The following is a 17,154-nucleotide window of genomic DNA, read 5'->3' as shown; positions in this document are numbered from 1 at the left end:
CGGCGTATTCCACCCGCAAGCCGCTCCCATTTTGCGCACAAGGGGTTTGAGGCTGAACTGTCGGGTGGAGTACTCGACGGCTGGCACCTGCCAGCCGGCTACACCTACCAACACACTCGCGATGCCAACGACGGCTGCGTGTATAGCTCAGTGTTGCTGACGGCCCTGGCGGTCTGTGTAATGATCGCCCTTCGTTCCTCAAGGGATGGAGCCACCGCCATGTCGCTGAACACCTCCGCTGACCCCGCACAAGCGCCGCGCTTCTGGCGTGATGCGCGCATGCCGTTCATCGAAGCGCGGACCATCGCCGATGGGCGCAAGGTCACTTATACCCGTCACGCCCACGAGCATTTTTCCATCGGTGCGATCACCACCGGGCGCAGTTATTACCACTACGGCGCGCAGACGTTTGAGATCAGCGCCGGCACGGTGGTGTTGATGAACCCCGGCGATGTGCATGCGTGCAATCCGATCTACGACCAGCCTTGGTCGTATCACATGATTTACCTCGACACGCCTTGGCTGACCGACCTGCAATACCAGCTGGGATTCAGTACCGATCAGGGTTATCGGCCGTTCAACACGCCTTACACCCGCGATCCGGTGCTGTTCAACGGTTTGATCGAGCTGTACGCAATGCTGCTGGATGAGCACGCCGAACTGCTGCAAAAACAGAGCGCGCTGGTGAGTTTTTTTACCGAGGTGCAACAGCGTTTAAACCCTTCGTTGACGCCAGTGCGGGAGGTCAACCACAAGCTGGAGCGCGCCGCCGAGTACATCCGCGCGCACTGCACCGAGACGTTGAAGCTCGAGGAGATTTGCCTGGCGGCCGAGCTGTCGCCGTCGTACCTGATCCGTGCGTTCAAGCAGTATTACGGGCTGACGCCGCATGCCTTTCTGGTCAACCGGCGTATCCAGTTTGCCCGAACGCAATTGCGCAACGGCGAGTTGATCGCTGACGTGGCGCTGGCGGCAGGGTTTGCCGACCAGGCGCATTTTCAGCGCGCATTCAAACAGCATTTCGCCGCTACGCCGGGGCAGTACCGCGACTTGCTCAAGCCATCAGCAAATAACCCACACTGGCCACCAGCAACGCGGCCATTGAGCGGTTGAACAGGCGTACGCCTTGCGGGTTGCTCAGGTAGCGTCGCAAGAACGTCCCGGCGTATGCCCAGCACGCCACCGACAGGTAGCAGATCACCAGGTAGAGCGCCGCAAACAGCCACACTTGGCCCGCATCGCCGTCCGCCACAAACAACCCCATCCCTGCCACACAGGCCAGCCAGGCTTTGGGGTTGAGCCATTGCATGATCGCGCCGTAAAGCATCGACGGCGCAGTGGCGATCCCATCAGCGTCGAGCCGGCCATCGTCCACCGCCAGCTTCCAGGCCATGTACAGCAAAAACGCGACACCACCCCACTGGATCAACTGGGTCAGGATCGGCCAGCGCACCAACACTTCATGCAGGCCCAGGCCGATCAGCACCAGCAGCAAGGTGAAGCCGACGGCGGCGCCAAACACGTGTTTCTGGCTGGCGGCAAAGCCGAAGCGCGCGCCGGCGCTGAGCGCGACCACGTTGACGGGGCCCGGTGTGATGGAGGTGGCCAGGGCGAAAGCGGCCATGGAGAGGATCAAGCTCATTGCGATTCCTTTTTGTTGTGCCAAGCGAAGATGGCACCACGGTAAAGCGCTGACCGTGCGTGGTATTGAAGAAAATCACCCTGAGCACTTAGACGGTTTTATTCCATTGATATAACTGCATTTTTTTCTCTCATTCGGTGAGTTTCGATAGACAAAAATGCATATTTTCAACATCGATGCCAATGCTAGAGTTCAGCGCCTTCTCACTGCAAAAAAGGATTCGCCATGTCACGTCGCCTGCTGGCAGTTGCCTGCCTGATGCTGTCTTTCTCTGCGGTCCACGCTGCCGAACGCTGGGAAACCCTGCCGCCCACCCCAGCACCGGTGGCCGGTGCCAAAACCGGTTACGCCGCCGTCAATGGCATCAAGGTCTATTACACACGCACCGGCCACGGCTCGCCGGTGGTGTTGCTGCACGGTGGCTTGTCCAATTCGGATTACTGGGGCAACCAGGTCAAGGCCCTGGCGGCCAAGCACACGGTGATCAGTATCGACGGCCGTGGCCACGGGCGCAGTTCGCGGGATGACAAACCCTACGGCTACGACTTGATGGCGGATGATGTAGTGGCCGTGCTCGACAGCCTGAAAATCCCGCGTGCCGATATCGTCGGCTGGAGCGACGGCGCGATCATCGGCATTGACCTGGCGCTGCGCCACCCGGACCGCATCGGCAAAGTATTCGCCTTCGCCGCCAACACCCAGACGTCCGGCGTCAAAGACGCGGTCGAGAAAAACCCGACCTTCGCCGCCTTCATCGAACGCGCTGGCAAGGAGTACGCCAAGCTGTCGCCGACGCCCAAAGAGTACGACGCGTTTGTCGAGCAGATCAGCCATATGTGGGCCAGCCAACCGAACTGGACCGACGCGCAACTGGCGAGCATCAAGACCCCGATTCTGGTGGTGGACGGCGACCATGACGAAGCGATCAAGCGCGAACACAACGAGTACATCGCCGCGACCATTCCGGGTGCCGGCCTGCTGATTCTGCCGAACACCAGCCACTTCGCCTTCCTGCAAGACCCGGCGTTGTTCAATGCCGCACTGTTGGACTTCCTCGACAGCAAATAGACCCTGTACCCTGTCGGCGCGCACCGGTTGCGCGCCCACAGTTCCCAGCCACGTCAGGACGCCATGCCCAACCCCATTCCTCGCCGGCGCGATGCCGCCGTCACCCGCGAAGCCATCGTGTCGTCTGCGCGCAAGGCGTTTGCCCGATCAGGCTACGATGGCACCGGGCTGGGAGAAATCGCCGCAGGCGCGGGGGTGACCGTAATGCTGGTCAACCGCTACTTCGTCTCCAAGGAGCAGCTGTTTGCCGAGGTGATCGCCGAGGCGCTGGCCAACCCGCGCGCCCTGACGCAAGGCAACCTCAGCGCGGCAACCCTCGGCCGCACCCTCGCCACCGCGTTGGTCAGCATCACCGAAGCGGGCAGCACGCCGCTGGATGGCTTCCTGATCATGCTGCACTCGGCGTCGAGCAAGCGCGCGACGGCGATTGGCCGCGAGCACGTCGAAAAAGGCCACCAGGCGACCATGGCCGCCGCGCTCCAGGGCGCGCATCGCGAAGAGCGCGCAGCGCTGGTGATGGCGCTGGTGTCAGGCTTTCAAGTGATGCGCCAGATGCTCGAACTGTCGGCGCTGGCCAAGGCCGACCCGCAGGTGTTGATCGACTTGCTGACGCCGCTGTTTCAGCAACTGGTGGACGGCTGAACCTGGCTACTTCACGAACAATTCCCGGTCCCGCGCCTTCACATGGCCGGGGCGATGGCAGGCATCGAACCAGGGTTTCTCCCCGCAGCCGGCGGTTTGGCCAGGCGCAAGGCGTGAAGCGCGCCGGGCTGGCCGGCATTGACGCGAAAGTGGAAGTGATCGAATAGGCGCAACGCCTCGATGGCATGCACCACGGCGATCTTGGGCGTCACGCACTTTGCCGTTGATCTGCCTGAGGAACACGATGGAATACAACACCGAACTGCTGGCTTGCTCGATGCTGGTGGCGATAGGGTTCAGGGACAGCGCGCCGTCGGCGTGGGGCGCAAAGCACAGTGAGACTTTTGAGCCGGGCTGATCGCGCACCACCCAGCACTGCTGTGAAAGCGGATGCTTGCGCAAGGTCGTGGGTGCGGTCCAGTAGGCGTCGAATACCTCGGTACACTTGCCGGCCACGTTTTCATCGTCGAACAGCAGCACGTTGTTGGCCTGAATATACAGGCCGCGCAGGGCGAGACTGGTGGAGCCGCTGAGCACACGTATGGCCTTGCCCGCGCGCCGCACAATCAGCACTTTGTTGTGCTGCTGGCTGGAAAAATGCAGGCGCGTGACCTGCGCCCCAGTGGTTGGCGCCGGGGCAGCGCACTTCGATGCTGAAGCCCGCGAAGGCGGGCGTCGCCAGGTCTTGCGCGAGGTCGAACGCCAGCAGCGCAGCGCCCTCGCCGCGGTACAGCTTGAAGGTCAGCCCCTGGGAGCTGGTCTTGCTTTCAAAGTCGGTGATCATGGCGTGTCTCCTCTCCTGGAAGACCTCCGTACACCGGACGGGGCGTTAACCCGCTCACCACTGGGAAGCGTTCTTGTACAGTCCAGCGGCTACGCCGCATCAAGCCACCGGCGCTTGCGTAACGATGTCTTCCAGGCCCAGCACCCGGCCATCCTCAGACACGATCTCGACCTTGCGCAGCGGCTTGAGCGAACGCGCATCCAGCACGCGCGCACTGACATGCTCAGGCTCAGTGTGCGCCTCGCCCCATTGAGCCAGCGTGACCAGCACCGGCATCAGCGCGCGGCCTTTGTCGGTCAGTTGGTATTCATTGCGCGCGCCGACCTCACTGGTGTGCAGCAGGCCTTGCTCGACCATGTCCTTGAGGCGGGTGGCGAGGATGTTTTTCGCTACGCCCAGGTGTTTCTGAAAATCGCCGAAGCGTGTCACCCCGGCAAACGCGTCGCGGATGATCAACAGCGTCCACCAATCCCCCACCACATCCAACGCACGGGCGACCGGGCAGCCGTCGCCTTCCAGGCATTTGCGTTTCATCGTCGGGCCTCCAGCAATCAGAAATATTCGGTTGCATTATAGGACCAACAGGCTCAGGATAAAAACGGTTTCATTATTAAACCTAATTTATCGCGGGAGCTGATCATGGATATTCGTGGAAAAGTGGTGTTGGTCACCGGCGCCAACCGTGGCCTGGGCAAAGCCTTTGTGACCGCACTGTTGGCAGCGGGCGCGGCCAAGGTGTATGCAGCGGCGCGCGACCCGGCCAGCGTGAACATTCCCGGCAGCACGCCGATTGCCCTGGACATCACCGACCCGGCCAGCGTGCAGCGCGCCGCCGAGCAGTGCACCGACGTCAGCGTGTTGATCAACAACGCGGGCTTTCTGAAGTACGGCTCGTTGCTCGCCGACGACAGTGTCGAGAACCTGCAGCAGCACTTTGAAGTGAACACCTTCGGCACCCTGCGCCTGAGCCGCGCATTTGCGCCAATCCTGGCCAAGCAAGGCGGCGGCGCGCTGATCAATATCCTCTCGGTATTGAGCTGGCTGAGCCCGCCCGGCTCCGGCGGCTACAGCACGTCGAAATCCGCCCAGTGGGGCCTGACCAACGGCCTGCGCGGTGAACTGCGCGAGCAAAATACCCTGGTGATCGGCGTGCACCCGGCCTATATCGACACCGACATGGTGGCCGATGTCCAGGCACCGAAAAGCACGCCCCAGGAAGTGGTCGCGATCACCTTGCAAGCCCTGAGCGAAGACCGTGAAGAAGCATTGATCACTGACATGACCCACGCGGTTAAAGCTTCGTTGTCCACCGCCAGCCCGGTCTACCTCACCCGTTGATCAACGAAAAGTGCGCGCCCACGCCGGCGCGCACGCCCTCGCCCACCGCCAGCGCCACGGAGCCGGCGGCAAGCGAGGTATCGCCACAGGCAAACACACCGGTCACGGAGGTCTGGCGCGTTTCATGGGTGTGCACATAGGCGCCCGTGGGGCCGTCGGCCAATTCACACCCCAATTGCGCAGCCAACGGGCTGATGCGGGTGCGCGACATGGTGAAGACACCGTCCAGCGCAATGACGCGGCCATCTGCCAATTCCAGGTCGGCGCGTTCGCCGCTGATGCGCGTGACGGTTGTGCTTTCCACTGAAACTCCCCGTCGATCCAACTGCGCCTGCTGTTCGGCATCCGGCGTGAACACGCCATTGGTGAACAAGGTGGTGGTGCCCCAATCCGGCAGCATCAGCGCGTGGTGCATCGCCAGCGCTGAGGTGGCCAATACGCCGATGCGGCCTTGATCGAGTTCATAGCCGTGGCAGTAAGGGCAATGAAACACGCGTGTGCCCCAGCGTTCCTGCAGGCCTTCGATGGCGGGTAATTCGTCGACCACACCGGTGGCGAGGATCAGGCGTCTGGCCTTGAACTCCCCATTGCACTGGGTGCGCACACTGAAACCGCCCTGCTGCGCGAGGGCCGTGATCACGCTGTCCTGCACCCAGGTTACTGTCGGGTACTCCATCAGTTGGCTGCGGCCCTCGGCGGCGATGACATTGGGTGACTGGCCGTCCTGACCGAGAAAACCATGGGAGGTGGCGGCAAAGCGATTGCGCCGCTGACCGGCATCGATCATCAACACCTTGCGCCGCGCCCGCGCCAATTGCAGGCCCGCAGACAGGCCGGCATAGCTGCCGCCCACAACAATGACGTCGTGCACCATGAACGTGACCTCGTGTGTTGCGCGCACGGTTATCCGTGCGCTTTCACGACACACCATAAGTTACGTAAAAATACCGCGTCAAGCGTCTCGCAACTTTTCAGGTTACGAACGATACTTTGCGCCGACTCGACTGGGGATTATTTGATGAGAAACGACACCCGCCTCTCACGCATGCTGCATGTGCTGATCCATATGGGCCGCCATGAAGAGCGCGCCACCTCGGAAACCATCGCGCAGATGCTCGGCACCAACCCGGTGGTGGTGCGACGCACCCTGGGGTTGCTCAAGGAAAAGGGCTATGTGCGCTCGGAAAAAGGCCATCAGGGCGGCTGGACGCTGGGCAAACCCTTGAGCGACATCACCTTGCTGGATATTCACAACGCGCTGGGCACGCCGTCGATTTTCGCCATTGGCCTGTCCACCGACCACCCGCAATGCCTGGTGGAACAGGCCGTAAACGCGGCCCTCACGGATGCATTCGACCAGGCGCAGGCGCTATTGATGGCGCGCTTGGGCGATGTAACGCTGGCGCAGTTGGCGGATGATTTTGACCAGCGCTACCGCGTCGCGATGGCGCCCTGAGCGCTTACAACCCGCGACTGCGCAACCACTGCAAAAAGCCTTTTTTGACTGGTACCACCGGCGCTTCCTGGGTCATGGCCTGCGCTGCGTGCACGCGAAAATCCAGCAGCGCCTTCATCGCTTCGCTGATGTCATGCCGCGCGTCCAGGCAGGGTTTGAGGTATTCCTTCTCGATGCGGTACAGGGTGCAGAAGGTCTTGGCAAAAAAGTCCGCCAGCGCCGCCTGGTCGGACAGAATCCCCGCCTCGCCAATCACTTCACCCGGCCCCATGCGCCCGGCTTCGAATTTGTGACCGCCCTTGATCAGCATCACCGAGACCACACCGGACTCGACGATAAACAAATGATCGCTGACCTCCCCCGCCGGCAGGATCATTTCGCCAGCACGGTAAGTGTGCAGCGTCATGTTCTGGCTGAAGGTGTCTTTCTCCTCCTGGCGCAGCGTGGAGAAAATCGACGAGCGCTCCAGCAATGCGCGTGCGCCGGACAGCGCCGGCGGCGCGCCGCTTTCGGTGGCGGACAGCAACCCCACACCCGCCGCCTGCAGGTGCCTGAAAGCCAAATCGTAAAGCTGGTTGCGCACTTCGCGCTTGAGGGTCATGGCCGGCACAAAGCCGCTGATTTCATACTCGACGCCGCCACTGCCAGAGGTCTTGAACGCCACGCTCGGCGCGGGGTTGGCCAGCAACGGCCGGCACCCTTGCATGGCGCGCTCGAGCGCCTCAATCACGATTTGCGGACGCGCATGCGGGCTGACTTGCAGGCTGACGGCCAGGCCGAACATGTCGGCGGGGCGTGAGAAGTTGATGATCTTGGCCTTGGCCGCCAGAGAATTGGGGATCACCGCCATGCTGCCCTGGGAGGTCTGCAGGCGCGTGGCACGCCAGTCGATATCGGTGACGCGGCCTTCGGTGCCGTCGATGGAGATCCAGTCATCCAGCTGATACGGCTTGGTGGTGTTGAGCACGATCCCGGAAAAAACGTTGCTCAAAGTGCTTTGCAACGCCAGGCCGACAATGATCGCCACCGCGCCGGAGGTGGCGAGCACGCCCTTGACCGGCAGGTCGAGCACGTAGGCCATGGCGGCGATGATCGCGATCAGGAAGATCACCGCGCCCATCAAATCCTGCAGCAAACGCCCGCCATGGCCGACCCGTTGCATCATTACCGCACCGAGCAATACCGTCAGGGTTCGTGCGGCGAACAGCCACCAGCCGATCTGCAAGGCAGTAGCCGACAGGTGCAAGGCGGTGTTGTCGGTGTACGGTGCGAGCTGCATGGGGTTCATGCCGTCGTTGAACAGCACGGCGCTGTACACGGCAAAGATCGCCAACCGCGCCGCCAGCTTCCAGTTGGCGAGGTTGACGGAAATAAGCCGCCACACGGCAATGTCGATAAAGATCAGCGCCACGGCGCACAACATCGGGTGATCAGCAATAAATGAGGGCATCCAGGCGACTCCAGGGCGAATGCTCAGAAGATCGCATGAATCGGGAACGCTGGAAAACAAAATGTGGGCGCTGGCTTGCCTGCGATGCAGACACCTCGGTGTATCAGTTGCTCCGAGTTGTTATCGCCGACAAGCCAGCTCCCACAGGGGTTTGCGCTCGACCGTCAAGCCTGCATCTGTCCGAAACGACCGGACTGGTAGTCGGCAAATGCCTGGTGGATTTCCTGCTCGGTGTTCATCACGAACGGGCCGTGGCCGACGATGGGTTCATCAATCGGTTCACCGCTGAGCAACAGCACCTTGGCGTCGTCGTTGGCCTCAAGGGTGATGTGCTCGCCGTCGCGCTCGAACAACGCCAGTTGCCCTTGGCGTGCCACTTCCTCGCCATTGACCAGCACGGTGCCACGCAGGATCACCAGCGCAGTATTGCGCCCGGCGTGCAGGTCCAGCGTGACCGCTTTACCGGCGTTCAGCCGCAAGTCCCACACGTCTATCGGCGTGAACGTACGCGCCGGCCCTTGAGTACCGGAAAATTCACCGGCGATCAGGCGCAATTGCCCGGCGTCGTTGGCCAACGGCAGCACCGGAATATCGCCGTCGACGAGGGTCTGGTAACCGGCGTCGGCCATTTTGTCCTTGGCCGGCAAGTTGACCCACAGCTGCACCATTTCCAGCGCCCCGCCGCTACGGGCAAAGGCTTCGGAATGGAATTCTTCATGAATGATGCCTCGCGCGGCGGTCATCCACTGCACATCGCCGGGTCCGATCGTGCCACCGGCGCCGGTGGAATCACGGTGCTCGACTTCGCCGTCATACACGATGGTCACGGTTTCAAAGCCGCGATGCGGGTGCTGGCCTACACCGCGACGTTGTTCGGTGGGGGTGAAATCGGCCGGGCCGGCGTGGTCCAGCAACAGGAATGGGCTGATGTGCTTGCCCATCGCGTCGTAGGAAAACAGCGTGCGCACCGGAAAGCCGTCACCGACCCAATGGGCGCGGGGGCTGGTGTAGATGCCGATGATTTTTTTCATGGTGTTCCTCCAAAGTGCCTACACCCTAAGTCCGTCGGCCTCTGAACACTAGCCGGCAAAAGCAGCCCTGATCGTCCTACGTATAGGACAGTCCCTTGACCGGACGTTGGCGCAACAAGTGGAACGCGACAAACGCCGACACTGCAAAGCTGGCCTCAATGAGGATCATCGGCGTGGCACTGCCATCGCGCAAATGGCTCAGCAACAGGCCGCTGCAGGTCGCACCAAACATCTGCGAAAACCCCATCAGGCCAGCGGCCAGGCCCGCGCGGTGAGCGTTGGGCATCACCGCGCCCGTGACCGAGCCGGGGAGCACCAGGCCACCGCCCAGGGTCACCAGCGCCACCGGAATGTCCAGGCCCAGCACCGACAGGCCGAACAGCTCGTAAATCAGCACCGCCGATAGGCCGCCGATGGCCACCAGTGTCACGCCCATCGCCACAATCCGCTGCGGTCCCAGGCGCATGATGTTGCGCCGGGTGTAGGTGGAACCGACGATCAGCATCGACACAATCACGCCAAAATTAATGCCGTATTCAAGGCTGCTGAAACCCAGCAGGTTGATAAACACCGCCGACGAACCCGCAATCACCGAGAACATCGCGCCATAGGTACAGGCCAATGCCACGGCGTACGCCCGGTATTGACGGCCCTTGAGCAAATCCAGGTAGTGCCCGCCGAGGGTACGCCAATGGCCGGCCGTGGGATCGAGGCAGTGATTGCTCTCGCGAAAGAACAGCACAGCCAACACCAGCACCACACTGCCAATGATCAGGGCCACAACAACCGGCGCGTGCCAGCCCAGCAGCTTGATCAGCAGCCCGCCAATCATCGGCGCGACGACAATGGCGTAAAGCATGCCGATCATGGTCAGCGCCAGGGCCGGCCCGGCTTCGGCTTGCCACACGTCACGCACCACGGTACGCGCCAACACCAGCGCGGCGCAGGCGCCGAGGCCTTGCAACACGCGGGCGGCAATGAATTGGCCAATGTCGTTGACCAGCAGCATCGAGAAAGTCGCCAGCACATACAGCACCAGGCCGCCGATCAGCACCGGACGACGGCCGATACGGTCCGACAACGGCCCGAACAGCAACTGCCCGAGGCCGAATGCAGCAACAAACGCCGACAACGCCATCAGCGCCGAACCGGCTGGCGCCGCCAGCGCCTGCTCGATAGCGCCAAGGCCTGGGATGATCAATTGAGTCGACACTTCACCCAGCGCCGTAAGGGCCACCAGGAAAAACAACATGCTTTGCGAGGGGGCCGGGGCGTTTGCCATGGGGAATATCCGGGGGCTGGATTAATTTATATTTCGACCATAATATGCGTAAAAAATTATGTCCATAATTTTTTATTCACTGGTTAGCCCGGAGCCCGTCATGATCCCTCTTCCCCTGCGTCTTCTCACGCCTTTAGCCCTGTTGATCCTCCTCGGCGGCTGCAACAGCAAGGCCGACACCGCCGCCGAAGTGCCGCCGCCCCGCCCCGTGCTCGCGGCCAAAGTCGAAGCCGCCGGCACCCAGCAAAGCGCATACACCGGCGTAGTGGCTGCGCGCACAGAAAGCGACCTGGGCTTCAGGGTCAGTGGCAAGGTCATAGACCGCAAGGTCGACCCCGGCCAACATGTCTCCCGTGGCGACACCCTGCTGGTGCTGGACATCGGCGACTTCGAGCTGGCATTGCGCTCGGCCAGGAACCGCGTGAACGCGGCCCAGGCGCAAGTGCGCCAGCGCCGCGATGATGAAAACCGCTACCAACGCCTGGCCAGCACCGGCGCCGTGTCGCGGCAGATTTTCGACCAGTCGGCGACCAACCTGCGCGTCGCCGAGGCTGAGCTGGCTTCGGCGCAATCGGACGCCAGCCAGATCGAAAACCGCCGCACCTACTCGGTGCTCAAGGCCGACGGCGACGGCATCATCACCGATGTGCGCGTGGACCGCGGCCAAGTCGTCGCCGAAGGGCAGATCGTCGCGCGCCTGGCCCATGACGGCGCTCGCGAAGCCATCGTCAACCTGCCCGAAAACCAACGCGACCACGCCTCACAAAAAGCCTTGGCGTTCCCCTTCGGCGCGCCGGACCAGGCCGTGACTGCCACCCTGCGCGAGCTGTCCGCCAGCGCCGACCCGACCACCCGTACCTACCGCGCGCGATACGTGTTGCACGGCGCCGTCGACCGCTTCGCCCTCGGTTCGACCATCACCGTGCGCCTGCAAGGCAACGGCCAGGCGCAGCAAACCCGCGTGCCCATCGGCGCGTTGCAAGACGCCGGGCAAGGCACCGGCGTGTGGCTGATTGGCGCAGACGACACCGTCAGCTTCGCCCCCGTCAAGGTCGCCAGTCTCGGCCAGGAGGATGCCCTGCTCGACAGCGGCCTCACACCCGGCCAGACCATCGTCGCCCTCGGCGCGCACCTGCTGCACAGCGGCGACGCGGTGCGCCTGCTGCCCGCACAAGCACTGGCCCTCAACCGTAAACAGGACCACTGAGCATGCGCGGCATCAACCTCTCCGAACTGGCGGTGACACACCGCGCAGTCACGCTGTTTCTGATCATCGCGATCCTCGCCGCCGGCATCTTCTCGTTCGGCCAACTGGGGCGCGCCGAAGACCCATCATTTACCGTCAAGGTCATGACCATCACCGCCGCCTGGCCCGGCGCAACCGCCCAGGAAATGCAGGAGCAAGTCGCCGACCGCCTGGAAAAACGCCTGCAGGAACTGGACTACTACGACCGCGTCGAGACCATCGCCCAGCCGGGTTTCGTGTCGATGCGCATGACCTACAAAGAGTCCACGCGCCCCAGTGAAATCCAGGACCTGTTCTACCAGACCCGCAAAAAGCTCAGCGATGAAGCGTCGAAACTGCCCAAAGGCGTGATCGGGCCGTTCTTCAACGATGAATATTCCGACGTGTATTTCGCCCTTTACGCACTGGAAGCCGAGCACTTGCCACATCGCCAGCAAGTGCAAATGGCCGAAGAACTGCGCCAGGGTTTGCTCAACCTGCCGGGCGTGAAAAAGGTCAACATCCTCGGCGAGCAGGCCCAGCGGATCTTTGTGGAATTTTCCTACGAGCGCCTGGCAACCCTGGGCATCAAGCCCGATCAGATCTTCGCCGCCCTCGCCGCGCAGAACGCCGTAGCGCCATCGGGATTCGTCGAAACCGCCGGCGCCCGCGCCTATATCCGTATCGACGGCGCCTTCGACAGCCTCGCGCTGATCGAAAACGTGCCGCTGGAAGTCAACGGCCGTGTGCTGCGCATTGCCGATGTGGCCACCGTCAGCCGTGGCTATGAAGACCCGCCCAGCTACCGGATTCGCCATCAGGGCGACCCGGCGCTGATGCTCGGCGTGATCATGGAAAAGCATTGGAACGGCCTGGAGCTGGACAAAAGCCTCAAGGCCCAGGAAGCCAAAATCCGGGCCGATCTGCCGCTGGGCGTGAACTTCGCCAAGGTCTCCGACCAGGCGAAAAACATCAGCCTGGCCGTGAATGAATTCATGCTCAAATTCTTCGTCGCCCTGGCCGTGGTGATGGTCATCAGCCTGCTGGCGCTGGGCTTTCGCGTGGGCCTGGTGGTGGCCGCCGCAGTCCCGCTGACCTTGTCCGTGGTGTTTGTGATCATGCTGCTGACCGGGCGTGAATTCGACCGTATTACCCTGGGCGCGCTGATTATTTCCCTGGGTTTGCTGGTGGACGACGCGATTATCGCCATCGAGATGATGGTAGTGAAACTGGAGGAAGGCGTTGACCGGATTCACGCCGCCACGTTTGCCTGGAGCTCCACCGCCGCGCCGATGCTGACCGGCACGCTGGTGACGATCATCGGCTTTCTGCCGGTGGGTTTTGCGCGCTCGGGCGCCGGGGAATATGCCGGCAATATCTTCTGGATCGTCGGCTTTGCGTTGATTTCGTCGTGGCTGGTGGCGGTGGTGTTCACGCCGTACCTGGGCGTGAAATTGCTGCCGCAGATCAAACCGGTGCCGGGCGGCCACGACGCCATCTACGCCGGCCGTTACTACCAGAAACTGCGTGATGTGGTCCAAGCCTGTGTGCGCAGGCGCTGGTGGGTGACGGGCTTGGTGGTGGCGGCCTTTGTGCTGTGCGGCTTGGGGATGGACGTGGTGAAGAAGCAGTTCTTCCCCAACTCTGACCGTTCCGAACTGATCCTTGAGGTGTACATGCCGCCCGGCAGCGCGTTCAAAAGCACCGAGGCGGTGGCGGCGCAGTTGGAGAAAGCCCTGCTGCAAGAGCCACAGACCCGCCTGGTCGATACCTATGTGGGCGGCGGCGCGCCGCGCTTCTTCCTGTCGCTGAACCCCGAGTTGCCCGACCCGGCGTTTGCCAAGCTGATTGTGCAAACCCCGGACTCGCACGCCCGCGATGCGCTGAAACTGCGCATGCGTGAGCGCATAGCGGCCGGTGAATTCCCGGCTGCGCGTGTGCGTGTAACGCAATTGCTGTTCGGCCCGCCCGTGCCGTTTCCGGTGGTGTTTCGTGTGTCCGGGCCAAACGTGGATGTACTGCGCGGCGTGTCCGAAGAGGTGCGTCGCATTGTCGCCGCCAACAAGCTCACCAAAGACGCCTTTCTCGATTGGGGCGAGCGCACCAGCGGCTATCGCCTGGTGCTTGATCAGGACCGCCTGCGCCTGCTGGGCTTCACGCCCAATGAGGTCAAATCGCAGCTCAATGCCTTGCTCAGCGGCAACCCGATCACCGAGGTGCGCGAAGGCAATCGCACCGTCTCCGTGGTCGCCCGCGCCCAGGGCGACCAGCGCGAAGACCTCGGCAACCTCAACAACATGACCCTGACCAACAACGCCGGCACTTCAGTGCCGCTGGCCCAGGTCGGGCACTTCCAAGCGGTCATGGAAGAACCGATCCTCAAGCGCCGCAACCGCGCAAGCACGGTGGAAGTGCGCGCCGACATCATCGACGGCGTACAACCGCCCGACGTGGAAATGGCCGTGTACAAAGACCTGCAACCGCTGATCGCAAAACTGCCTGCCGGTTACCAGATCGACATCGGCGGCCCGGTGGAAGAAAGCGCCAAGGCCAACGTCGCGCTGGCCGCGCTGTTCCCGATCATGATTTTGCTGACGCTCACCGTGATCATGTTCCAGGTGCGCTCGTTCGGCGTGATGTTCATGGTCTTCGCCACCGCGCCCCTGGGCCTGATCGGCGCGGTGCCGACCTTATTGCTGTTCAACCAGCCGTTCGGGTTTAACGCGATTCTGGGCCTGATCGGGATTGGCGGCATCCTGATGCGCAACACGCTGATCTTTACCGATCAGATCCGCCAGAACCAGGAGCACGGCATGGCGATTCGCGAGGCGATTATCGAAGCCACCGTGCGCCGCGCACGGCCGGTGATTTTGACGGCACTGGCGGCGGCCCTGGCATTTATCCCGCTCACTCTGTCGGTGTTCTGGTCGTCCCTGGCTTACGTGCTGATTGGCGGGGTACTGGTGGGCACGGTGTTGACGCTGTTGTTCCTGCCGGCGCTGTGCAGCTTGGTGCTTGGGCGGGAGAGGACGAAGACTACCGAACATCCCACGTAACCGCCGGATAAGCTCTACAGATATCGCCTGAAAACCTCTGCAAAGTCCTTCGCCTGATCACACAGTGCGAGGGATTGCAGATGGTTTCTTTGGTTAAAGCCTCGGTTCATGGGGCTGTCGCTTGAACACGGCCATCGGCAGGCTGGCCCTGGCCCCAATGGATGCAAAGACGGTCGATGTTGAAACCGTCTTGCGTGACTTTCGGGAATGCCTGAACACCTTTGATGAATGGGCGTCCAGCTTCTGGAGCTTTTCGGCGCTGGATGTCGAGCAGGTGTTTAAAGTCGGGGAGGAAGTGGCGCTGGTCGCCCCCATCAACCGCTCGATCATTCCCAGCAGCACCGTCGCCACCTGCCAGGCCAACGGCACGTTGACCCTGGTGCACATGTTCCAGAGTACTCAGTTCGTGCCCATTGGCAACACGCCCGTGGTGTTGCAACGCATCGACCCCAACGGTGGCCCCCTGGGCGAGCCGATCCACAAGACCATCGGCCCCAGCGGCATTCTCGAAATCACCGAGTGTGATCGCAACCAGCAGTACCGAATCAATTTCTATCCCAACGTTTCCAAGGATCACGTCAAGGCGCTGTATGCGTCTTATCAGTCGGTGATCGGAGATCTGGACGTGCGTCTGCGCGACGAGTGGAACGGCACGTTTCAGGCGCAGTGGAAAACCTATACGGACGCTACTCCGCTGGACCGGCGTCGGCTGCTGGAGGCAGCCTTTCTCAATGGCATGGGCAAAGCGCTTTACAGCCTGTGGGACAACATAACGCAGCTGTACGACATGTTGGCGGACATCAAGCCTAACAGCGAAAAGTTGCTGCACTACATCTCCCAAACCGAACTCGATGAGCTGCTGAAGCTCGGCAACGACGCGATCGCCATCGGCCTGCTGGTGCTCAGCGATGAGCCGCTGTTGTTCATTTATGTGTCGGCGATGGTCAGCTGGATGCGCATGCTGCCACCGCAAGAAATGAATGAGCTGATGGGGCAAATCACTGGCGAGGTGTTGATCAACCTGCTGCTGATCTGGGCGACGGCGGGTATGGGCGTGGCGGTGCGTCTGGGTACGCAGGTGCTGGGGCACATGAAGTCTGGACGCGGGCGGGATCTGCTGGAGTTGCTGGCTAAAAAGCTGGTGATGCCCCGGTTGGAGTCACATGCCGAGGTGGTTAAGCCGTTGCTGCTGAGTAGTGCGGCGACGCCGATCAAGACGGTGCCGGTTGCGCCGTTAAAGGCTGGGGATCAGTTGGTATCCAACCCGGTGCCTGCGGTTCGCAGCAAGACGCAGCGGACGGCGTTGGTGCGCCAGGAACATGTGGATGATGTGCCGGCCGCTGCGAAGAACCCGCAGGGAGATGCAGCGGCGCCTGCGGACAAGACCGCCACCAATGGCTGCCCGGTGTCGATGGTGACCGGGGAAGAATTGCTGACGCTTACCGATGGTGCGCTGGACGGGATTGTGCCGTTTGAGTGGACGCGGCTGTACCGCACCAGTGCGGTGGAAGTGGATTGTGGGTTGGGGTTTGGTTGGAGTCATGCGCTGGCGCAGCGGTTGGTGGTTTCAGGTGATTCGGTGGTTTGGACGGATCATGAGAATCGCAGTACCGAGTTTCCGTTGCCTTCCGTTTCTCGGCCTGCGATCACCAACAGCCAGGCCGAAGCGGCGATCTACTTGGGTGCCCTGCCCGATGAGCTGGTGTTGGCTCAGGCATCACGTTTTTATCACTTTCGCGACGGTCAGCTGACAGCAATCAGTGATGCGTATGACAACCGGCTGCGCATTTCTCGTGATCGTTTGGGGCGGATTGAGCGGCTGGATAACGGTGTCGGCCGTTGTTTGTTTTTGCGTTACGAACTGGGCCGAATTGTAGCGGTGGACTATCAAGTTCATCGCGCCAAAGGCCGTGAGCCGTATGTTTGGGTGACGGAGCAGAACGTCGTTTCCTACGTCTATGACGAGGCGGGACGACTCGTATCGGCGACCAATGCTGTCGGTGAAAGCGAGGTTTATCGGTACGACGAACAGCACGTCATTCTTGAGCGGCAATTGGCCGGTGGGGCGAGTTTCTTTTGGGCGTGGGAACGGGCTGGCAAGGCGGCGCGCTGTGTTCGGCACTGGGCCAGTTTTTCGCAGATGGACACGCGGTATGCGTGGGAAGACGGCGGCAGGGTCA

At 61.9% G+C, this 17,154-nt stretch carries 15 protein-coding genes and 1 pseudogene; 8 read left to right on the top strand and 8 right to left on the bottom strand.

Annotated features, from left to right (window positions below):
• Nucleotides 1–219: 219 nt before the first annotated feature.
• Nucleotides 220–1,113, top strand: a complete 894-nt coding sequence (locus AACW30_RS14810) for an AraC family transcriptional regulator (RefSeq protein ID WP_200625143.1) — start codon at nucleotides 220–222, stop codon at nucleotides 1,111–1,113.
• Here AACW30_RS14810 and AACW30_RS14805 read toward each other — a convergent pair.
• A complete protein-coding gene (locus tag AACW30_RS14805; protein ID WP_124417100.1) occupies nucleotides 1,055–1,642 on the bottom strand; it encodes a LysE family translocator in 588 nt (195 codons plus the stop codon). The two genes, AACW30_RS14810 and AACW30_RS14805, sit on opposite strands and share 59 nt — an antisense overlap.
• A gap of 225 nt (nucleotides 1,643–1,867) precedes the next feature.
• Here AACW30_RS14805 and AACW30_RS14800 point away from each other — a divergent pair, with 225 nt between their 5' ends.
• Together AACW30_RS14800 and AACW30_RS14795 are read left to right on the top strand one after the other, a co-directional pair.
• Nucleotides 1,868–2,710: an alpha/beta fold hydrolase gene (locus tag AACW30_RS14800; RefSeq protein WP_200625141.1), complete on the top strand. Its 843-nt coding sequence runs from the start codon at nucleotides 1,868–1,870 to the stop codon at nucleotides 2,708–2,710.
• Nucleotides 2,711–2,773: 63 nt separating this feature from the next.
• A complete protein-coding gene (locus AACW30_RS14795; RefSeq protein ID WP_200625139.1) occupies nucleotides 2,774–3,352 on the top strand; it encodes a TetR/AcrR family transcriptional regulator in 579 nt (192 codons plus the stop codon).
• A gap of 6 nt (nucleotides 3,353–3,358) precedes the next feature.
• Here the strand turns inward: AACW30_RS14795 and AACW30_RS14790 are convergent, their stop codons facing one another.
• The 3 genes from AACW30_RS14790 to AACW30_RS14780 all read right to left on the bottom strand — a co-directional run bounded on the left by AACW30_RS14790 (nucleotide 3,359) and on the right by AACW30_RS14780 (nucleotide 4,670).
• Nucleotides 3,359–3,889 (bottom strand): hypothetical protein, encoded by a 531-nt coding sequence (locus AACW30_RS14790; protein ID WP_200625137.1) that lies wholly within the window; start codon nucleotides 3,887–3,889, stop codon nucleotides 3,359–3,361.
• Nucleotides 3,813–4,136 carry a hypothetical protein gene (locus tag AACW30_RS14785; protein ID WP_200625135.1) on the bottom strand — a complete coding sequence of 108 codons (324 nt, stop codon included), beginning with the start codon at nucleotides 4,134–4,136 and terminating at the stop codon, nucleotides 3,813–3,815. The genes AACW30_RS14790 and AACW30_RS14785 overlap by 77 nt, the downstream gene beginning before the upstream one ends.
• Before the next feature lie 99 nt (nucleotides 4,137–4,235).
• Nucleotides 4,236–4,670, bottom strand: coding sequence for a winged helix-turn-helix transcriptional regulator (locus tag AACW30_RS14780; RefSeq protein ID WP_106580186.1), 435 nt, complete (start codon nucleotides 4,668–4,670; stop codon nucleotides 4,236–4,238).
• 105 nt (nucleotides 4,671–4,775) lie between these two features.
• Here AACW30_RS14780 and AACW30_RS14775 point away from each other — a divergent pair, with 105 nt between their 5' ends.
• Nucleotides 4,776–5,474: an SDR family oxidoreductase gene (locus AACW30_RS14775; RefSeq protein WP_119735417.1), complete on the top strand. Its 699-nt coding sequence runs from the start codon at nucleotides 4,776–4,778 to the stop codon at nucleotides 5,472–5,474.
• On the opposite strand, the gene AACW30_RS14770 is transcribed toward AACW30_RS14775, so the two are convergent.
• Nucleotides 5,464–6,348 (bottom strand): NAD(P)/FAD-dependent oxidoreductase, encoded by an 885-nt coding sequence (locus AACW30_RS14770; RefSeq protein ID WP_200625218.1) that lies wholly within the window; start codon nucleotides 6,346–6,348, stop codon nucleotides 5,464–5,466. The genes AACW30_RS14775 and AACW30_RS14770 overlap by 11 nt on opposite strands.
• 144 nt (nucleotides 6,349–6,492) lie before the next feature.
• Between AACW30_RS14770 and AACW30_RS14765 the strand changes: the two genes are divergently transcribed.
• A complete protein-coding gene (locus AACW30_RS14765; RefSeq protein WP_119735419.1) occupies nucleotides 6,493–6,930 on the top strand; it encodes an Rrf2 family transcriptional regulator in 438 nt (145 codons plus the stop codon).
• Between the two features lie 4 nt (nucleotides 6,931–6,934).
• Here the strand turns inward: AACW30_RS14765 and AACW30_RS14760 are convergent, their stop codons facing one another.
• The 3 genes from AACW30_RS14760 to AACW30_RS14750 all read right to left on the bottom strand — a co-directional run bounded on the left by AACW30_RS14760 (nucleotide 6,935) and on the right by AACW30_RS14750 (nucleotide 10,693).
• On the bottom strand, nucleotides 6,935–8,380 hold the full coding sequence (locus AACW30_RS14760) for a mechanosensitive ion channel domain-containing protein (protein ID WP_200625133.1): 1,446 nt from the start codon (nucleotides 8,378–8,380) through the stop codon (nucleotides 6,935–6,937).
• A gap of 164 nt (nucleotides 8,381–8,544) precedes the next feature.
• Nucleotides 8,545–9,411, bottom strand: coding sequence for a pirin family protein (locus AACW30_RS14755; protein ID WP_124417095.1), 867 nt, complete (start codon nucleotides 9,409–9,411; stop codon nucleotides 8,545–8,547).
• 76 nt (nucleotides 9,412–9,487) lie between these two features.
• Complete coding sequence (locus tag AACW30_RS14750; RefSeq protein ID WP_200625132.1) at nucleotides 9,488–10,693, bottom strand: multidrug effflux MFS transporter; 1,206 nt, start codon at nucleotides 10,691–10,693, stop codon at nucleotides 9,488–9,490.
• Between the two features lie 100 nt (nucleotides 10,694–10,793).
• On the opposite strand from AACW30_RS14750, the gene AACW30_RS14745 reads away from it, so the two are divergent.
• From AACW30_RS14745 to AACW30_RS14735, 3 genes and pseudogenes are all read left to right on the top strand, one after another.
• Complete coding sequence (locus AACW30_RS14745; protein ID WP_200625131.1) at nucleotides 10,794–11,900, top strand: efflux RND transporter periplasmic adaptor subunit; 1,107 nt, start codon at nucleotides 10,794–10,796, stop codon at nucleotides 11,898–11,900.
• 2 nt (nucleotides 11,901–11,902) lie between these two features.
• A pseudogene (locus AACW30_RS14740) lies at nucleotides 11,903–14,985 on the top strand (efflux RND transporter permease subunit).
• 146 nt (nucleotides 14,986–15,131) lie between these two features.
• On the top strand, nucleotides 15,132–17,154 hold a 2,023-nt coding region (locus AACW30_RS14735; RefSeq protein ID WP_200625217.1), incomplete at its 3' end, for an RHS repeat domain-containing protein.

This window comes from Pseudomonas sp. MF6747, assembly GCF_963890955.1.
Classification (GTDB): Bacteria; Pseudomonadota; Gammaproteobacteria; order Pseudomonadales; family Pseudomonadaceae; genus Aquipseudomonas.
Note: the sequence above shows the minus strand (reverse complement) of the source record. Positions and strands in the feature narration are given on the sequence as shown.

Excerpts from the sequence above, each read along its gene's own strand:
- AACW30_RS14810 (WP_200625143.1), top strand. The coding sequence starts at position 220 with ATGTCGCTGAACACCTCCGCTGACCCCGCACAAGCGCCGCGCTTCTGG.
- AACW30_RS14805 (WP_124417100.1), bottom strand. The coding sequence starts at position 1,642 with ATGAGCTTGATCCTCTCCATGGCCGCTTTCGCCCTGGCCACCTCCATC.
- AACW30_RS14800 (WP_200625141.1), top strand. The coding sequence starts at position 1,868 with ATGTCACGTCGCCTGCTGGCAGTTGCCTGCCTGATGCTGTCTTTCTCT.
- AACW30_RS14795 (WP_200625139.1), top strand. The coding sequence starts at position 2,774 with ATGCCCAACCCCATTCCTCGCCGGCGCGATGCCGCCGTCACCCGCGAA.
- AACW30_RS14785 (WP_200625135.1), bottom strand. The coding sequence starts at position 4,136 with ATGATCACCGACTTTGAAAGCAAGACCAGCTCCCAGGGGCTGACCTTC.
- AACW30_RS14780 (WP_106580186.1), bottom strand. The coding sequence starts at position 4,670 with ATGAAACGCAAATGCCTGGAAGGCGACGGCTGCCCGGTCGCCCGTGCG.
- AACW30_RS14775 (WP_119735417.1), top strand. The coding sequence starts at position 4,776 with ATGGATATTCGTGGAAAAGTGGTGTTGGTCACCGGCGCCAACCGTGGC.
- AACW30_RS14770 (WP_200625218.1), bottom strand. The coding sequence starts at position 6,348 with ATGGTGCACGACGTCATTGTTGTGGGCGGCAGCTATGCCGGCCTGTCT.
- AACW30_RS14765 (WP_119735419.1), top strand. The coding sequence starts at position 6,493 with ATGAGAAACGACACCCGCCTCTCACGCATGCTGCATGTGCTGATCCAT.
- AACW30_RS14760 (WP_200625133.1), bottom strand. The coding sequence starts at position 8,380 with ATGCCCTCATTTATTGCTGATCACCCGATGTTGTGCGCCGTGGCGCTG.
- AACW30_RS14755 (WP_124417095.1), bottom strand. The coding sequence starts at position 9,411 with ATGAAAAAAATCATCGGCATCTACACCAGCCCCCGCGCCCATTGGGTC.
- AACW30_RS14750 (WP_200625132.1), bottom strand. The coding sequence starts at position 10,693 with ATGGCAAACGCCCCGGCCCCCTCGCAAAGCATGTTGTTTTTCCTGGTG.
- AACW30_RS14745 (WP_200625131.1), top strand. The coding sequence starts at position 10,794 with ATGATCCCTCTTCCCCTGCGTCTTCTCACGCCTTTAGCCCTGTTGATC.